This window comes from Weizmannia sp. FSL K6-3076, assembly GCF_038007245.1.
In the GTDB taxonomy this organism is placed as follows: domain Bacteria; phylum Bacillota; class Bacilli; order Bacillales; family Bacillaceae_C; genus Weizmannia; species Weizmannia faecalis.
In genome coordinates, this window is record NZ_JBBOWU010000002.1 from 1 (window position 1) to 4868 (window position 4868).

General features: G+C 54.0%; 2 rRNA genes. Both read left to right on the top strand.

The window, feature by feature from the left end:
- Nucleotides 1–64: 64 nt before the first annotated feature.
- A 16S ribosomal RNA gene (locus tag NSS95_RS16915) occupies nucleotides 65–1618 on the top strand.
- A 318-nt stretch (nucleotides 1619–1936) separates the two neighbouring features.
- A 23S ribosomal RNA gene (locus tag NSS95_RS16920) occupies nucleotides 1937–4868 on the top strand.
- The 16S and 23S rRNA genes sit together here, the layout of an rRNA operon.

Genomic DNA, 4868 nt, shown 5'->3' on the forward strand with positions numbered 1-4868 from the left:
GATTGTTCCTTGAAAACTGGACAAAACGAAACGTCAAATTCTTTTTGAGCTTTTATCAAACATCTTTACTGAGAGTTTGATCCTGGCTCAGGACGAACGCTGGCGGCGTGCCTAATACATGCAAGTCGTGCGGACCTTTTAAAAGCTTGCTTTTAAAAGGTTAGCGGCGGACGGGTGAGTAACACGTGGGCAACCTGCCTGTAAGATCGGGATAACGCCGGGAAACCGGGGCTAATACCGGATAGTTTTTTCCTCCGCATGGAGGAAAAAGGAAAGACGGCTTCGGCTGTCACTTACAGATGGGCCCGCGGCGCATTAGCTTGTTGGTGGGGTAACGGCTCACCAAGGCAACGATGCGTAGCCGACCTGAGAGGGTGATCGGCCACATTGGGACTGAGACACGGCCCAAACTCCTACGGGAGGCAGCAGTAGGGAATCTTCCGCAATGGACGAAAGTCTGACGGAGCAACGCCGCGTGAGTGAAGAAGGCCTTCGGGTCGTAAAACTCTGTTGCCGGGGAAGAACAAGTGCCGTTCGAACAGGGCGGCGCCTTGACGGTACCCGGCCAGAAAGCCACGGCTAACTACGTGCCAGCAGCCGCGGTAATACGTAGGTGGCAAGCGTTGTCCGGAATTATTGGGCGTAAAGCGCGCGCAGGCGGCTTCTTAAGTCTGATGTGAAATCTTGCGGCTCAACCGCAAGCGGTCATTGGAAACTGGGAGGCTTGAGTGCAGAAGAGGAGAGTGGAATTCCACGTGTAGCGGTGAAATGCGTAGAGATGTGGAGGAACACCAGTGGCGAAGGCGGCTCTCTGGTCTGTAACTGACGCTGAGGCGCGAAAGCGTGGGGAGCAAACAGGATTAGATACCCTGGTAGTCCACGCCGTAAACGATGAGTGCTAAGTGTTAGAGGGTTTCCGCCCTTTAGTGCTGCAGCTAACGCATTAAGCACTCCGCCTGGGGAGTACGGCCGCAAGGCTGAAACTCAAAGGAATTGACGGGGGCCCGCACAAGCGGTGGAGCATGTGGTTTAATTCGAAGCAACGCGAAGAACCTTACCAGGTCTTGACATCCTCTGACCTCCCTGGAGACAGGGCCTTCCCCTTCGGGGGACAGAGTGACAGGTGGTGCATGGTTGTCGTCAGCTCGTGTCGTGAGATGTTGGGTTAAGTCCCGCAACGAGCGCAACCCTTGACCTTAGTTGCCAGCATTCAGTTGGGCACTCTAAGGTGACTGCCGGTGACAAACCGGAGGAAGGTGGGGATGACGTCAAATCATCATGCCCCTTATGACCTGGGCTACACACGTGCTACAATGGATGGTACAAAGGGCTGCGAGACCGCGAGGTTAAGCCAATCCCAGAAAACCATTCCCAGTTCGGATTGCAGGCTGCAACCCGCCTGCATGAAGCCGGAATCGCTAGTAATCGCGGATCAGCATGCCGCGGTGAATACGTTCCCGGGCCTTGTACACACCGCCCGTCACACCACGAGAGTTTGTAACACCCGAAGTCGGTGAGGTAACCTTTACGGAGCCAGCCGCCGAAGGTGGGACAGATGATTGGGGTGAAGTCGTAACAAGGTAGCCGTATCGGAAGGTGCGGCTGGATCACCTCCTTTCTAAGGGGAAAAGCGTAGGGCGCTCGTTCATCGGCGTACGGATTTCGTAGTCTTCGACTGAGATAAAGGAAACACGATGAGCCTTAAAGGCGAATCGATGTTGACTTATCGTAGGGAGAAGACGTAGAAATACGCTAGCCGATAGCGCCCGGAGCTAGACAGAAAAGGAAAACTTCGTTTTCCAAAATCAAGTTTGACGTTTCCGTTTTGTTCAGTTTTGAAGGTTCAATCCTTCAACATGTGTTCTTTGAAAACCGGATAGGAGAAACAAACCAAGTAAACCGAGAATCGCTTATTTTTGGATTTAAACCTTTTTATGGTTAAGTTAGAAAGGGCGCACGGCGGATGCCTTGGCACTAGGAGCCGATGAAGGACGGTACAAACACCGATATGCTCCGGGGAGCTGTACGTAAGCTTTGATCCGGAGATTTCCGAATGGGGAAACCCCCTGTCTTTAATCGGACAGGATTCCTGCCTGAATCCATAGGGCAGGAAGGGCACACCCGGGGAACTGAAACATCTCAGTACCCGGAGGAAGAGAAAGCAATTGCGATTTCCCAAGTAGCGGCGAGCGAACAGGAAACAGCCCAAACCGGAAGGCTTGCCTTCCGGGGTTGTAGGACACTCATATGGGAGTTACAAAAGAACAGGTTAAGTGAAGCGGCCTGGAAAGGCCTGCCGGAGAAGGTAAAAGCCCTGTAACTGACACTTCGTTCTCTCCCGAGTGGATCCTGAGTACGGCGGGACACGAGGAATCCCGCCGGAATCCGGGAGGACCATCTCCCAAGGCTAAATACTCCCTAGTGACCGATAGTGAACCAGTACCGTGAGGGAAAGGTGAAAAGCACCCCGGGAGGGGAGTGAAAGAGATCCTGAAACCGTGTGCCTACAAGTAGTCAGAGCCCGTTAACGGGTGATGGCGTGCCTTTTGTAGAATGAACCGGCGAGTTACGGTCTCATGCAAGGTTAAGCTGAAGAAGCGGAGCCGCAGCGAAAGCGAGTCTGAACAGGGCGAAAGAGTATGAGGCCGCAGACCCGAAACCAGGTGATCTACCCATGTCCAGGGTGAAGGCAAGGTAACACTTGCTGGAGGCCCGAACCCACGCACGTTGAAAAGTGCGGGGATGAGGTGTGGGTAGCGGAGAAATTCCAATCGAACTTGGAGATAGCTGGTTCTCTCCGAAATAGCTTTAGGGCTAGCCTCAAGCGAAGAGTTTTGGAGGTAGAGCACTGTTTGGACGAGGGGCCCTCATCGGGTTACCGAATTCAGACAAACTCCGAATGCCAAAAACTTATGCTTGGGAGTCAGACTGTGAGTGATAAGATCCATGGTCGAAAGGGAAACAGCCCAGACCGCCAGCTAAGGTCCCAAAGTATACGTTAAGTGGAAAAGGATGTGGCGTTGCTTAGACAACCAGGATGTTGGCTTAGAAGCAGCCATCATTTAAAGAGTGCGTAATAGCTCACTGGTCGAGTGACGCTGCGCCGAAAATGTACCGGGGCTAAACGTATCACCGAAGCTGCGGATGGACACCGTTTGGTGTCCGTGGTAGGAGAGCGTTCTAAGGGCGTTGAAGCCGGACCGGAAGGACCGGTGGAGCGCTTAGAAGTGAGAATGCCGGTATGAGTAGCGAAAGAAGGGTGAGAATCCCTTCCACCGAATGCCTAAGGTTTCCTGAGGAAGGCTCGTCCGCTCAGGGTTAGTCGGGGCCTAAGCCGAGGCCGAAAGGCGTAGGCGATGGACAACAGGTTGATATTCCTGTACCGCCTCTTCACCGTTTGAACGATGGGGGGACGCAGGAGGATAGGGCAAGCGCGACACTGGTTGATCGCGTCCAAGCAGTTAGGCCGGTGCGGAGGCAAATCCTTCGCGCCAAGGCGGAGCTGTGATGGCGAGGGAAATTTTAGTACCGAAGTTCCTGATTCCACACTGCCAAGAAAAGCCTCTAGTGAGGTGAAAGGCGCCCGTACCGCAAACCGACACAGGTAGGCGAGGAGAGAATCCTAAGGTGAGCGAGAGAACTCTCGTTAAGGAACTCGGCAAAATGACCCCGTAACTTCGGGAGAAGGGGTGCTTTTTGGGGTGTATGCCCCGGGAAGCCGCAGTGAATAGGCCCAGGCGACTGTTTAGCAAAAACACAGGTCTCTGCGAAGCCGCAAGGCGAAGTATAGGGGCTGACACCTGCCCGGTGCTGGAAGGTTAAGGAGAGGGGTTAGCCGTAAGGCGAAGCTCTGAACTGAAGCCCCAGTAAACGGCGGCCGTAACTATAACGGTCCTAAGGTAGCGAAATTCCTTGTCAGGTAAGTTCTGACCCGCACGAAAGGTGTAACGATCTGGGCACTGTCTCAACGAGAGACTCGGTGAAATTATAGTACCTGTGAAGATGCAGGTTACCCGCGACAGGACGGAAAGACCCCATGGAGCTTTACTGCAGCCTGATATTGAATTTTGGTACAGCTTGTACAGGATAGGTAGGAGCCTTGGAAACCGGAGCGCCAGCTTCGGCGGAGGCATCGGTGGGATACTACCCTGGCTGTATTGAAATTCTAACCCGCACCCCTTACCGGGGTGGGAGACAGTGTCAGGCAGGCAGTTTGACTGGGGCGGTCGCCTCCTAAAAGGTAACGGAGGCGCCCAAAGGTTCCCTCAGAATGGTTGGAAATCATTCGCAGAGTGTAAAGGCATAAGGGAGCTTGACTGCGAGACTTACAAGTCGAGCAGGGACGAAAGTCGGGCTTAGTGATCCGGTGGTTCCGCATGGAAGGGCCATCGCTCAACGGATAAAAGCTACCCTGGGGATAACAGGCTGATCTCCCCCAAGAGTCCACATCGACGGGGAGGTTTGGCACCTCGATGTCGGCTCATCGCATCCTGGGGCTGTAGTCGGTCCCAAGGGTTGGGCTGTTCGCCCATTAAAGCGGTACGCGAGCTGGGTTCAGAACGTCGTGAGACAGTTCGGTCCCTATCCGTCGCGGGCGCAGGAAATTTGAGAGGAGCTGTCCTTAGTACGAGAGGACCGGGATGGACGCACCGCTGGTGTACCAGTTGTCTTGCCAAAGGCATCGCTGGGTAGCTATGTGCGGAAGGGATAAGTGCTGAAAGCATCTAAGCATGAAGCCCCCCTCAAGATGAGATTTCCCACAGTTTATACTGGTAAGATCCCTGAAAGATGATCAGGTTGATAGGTCCGGGGTGGAAGCGCGGCGACGCGTGGAGCTGACGGATACTAATCGATCGAGGACTTAACCA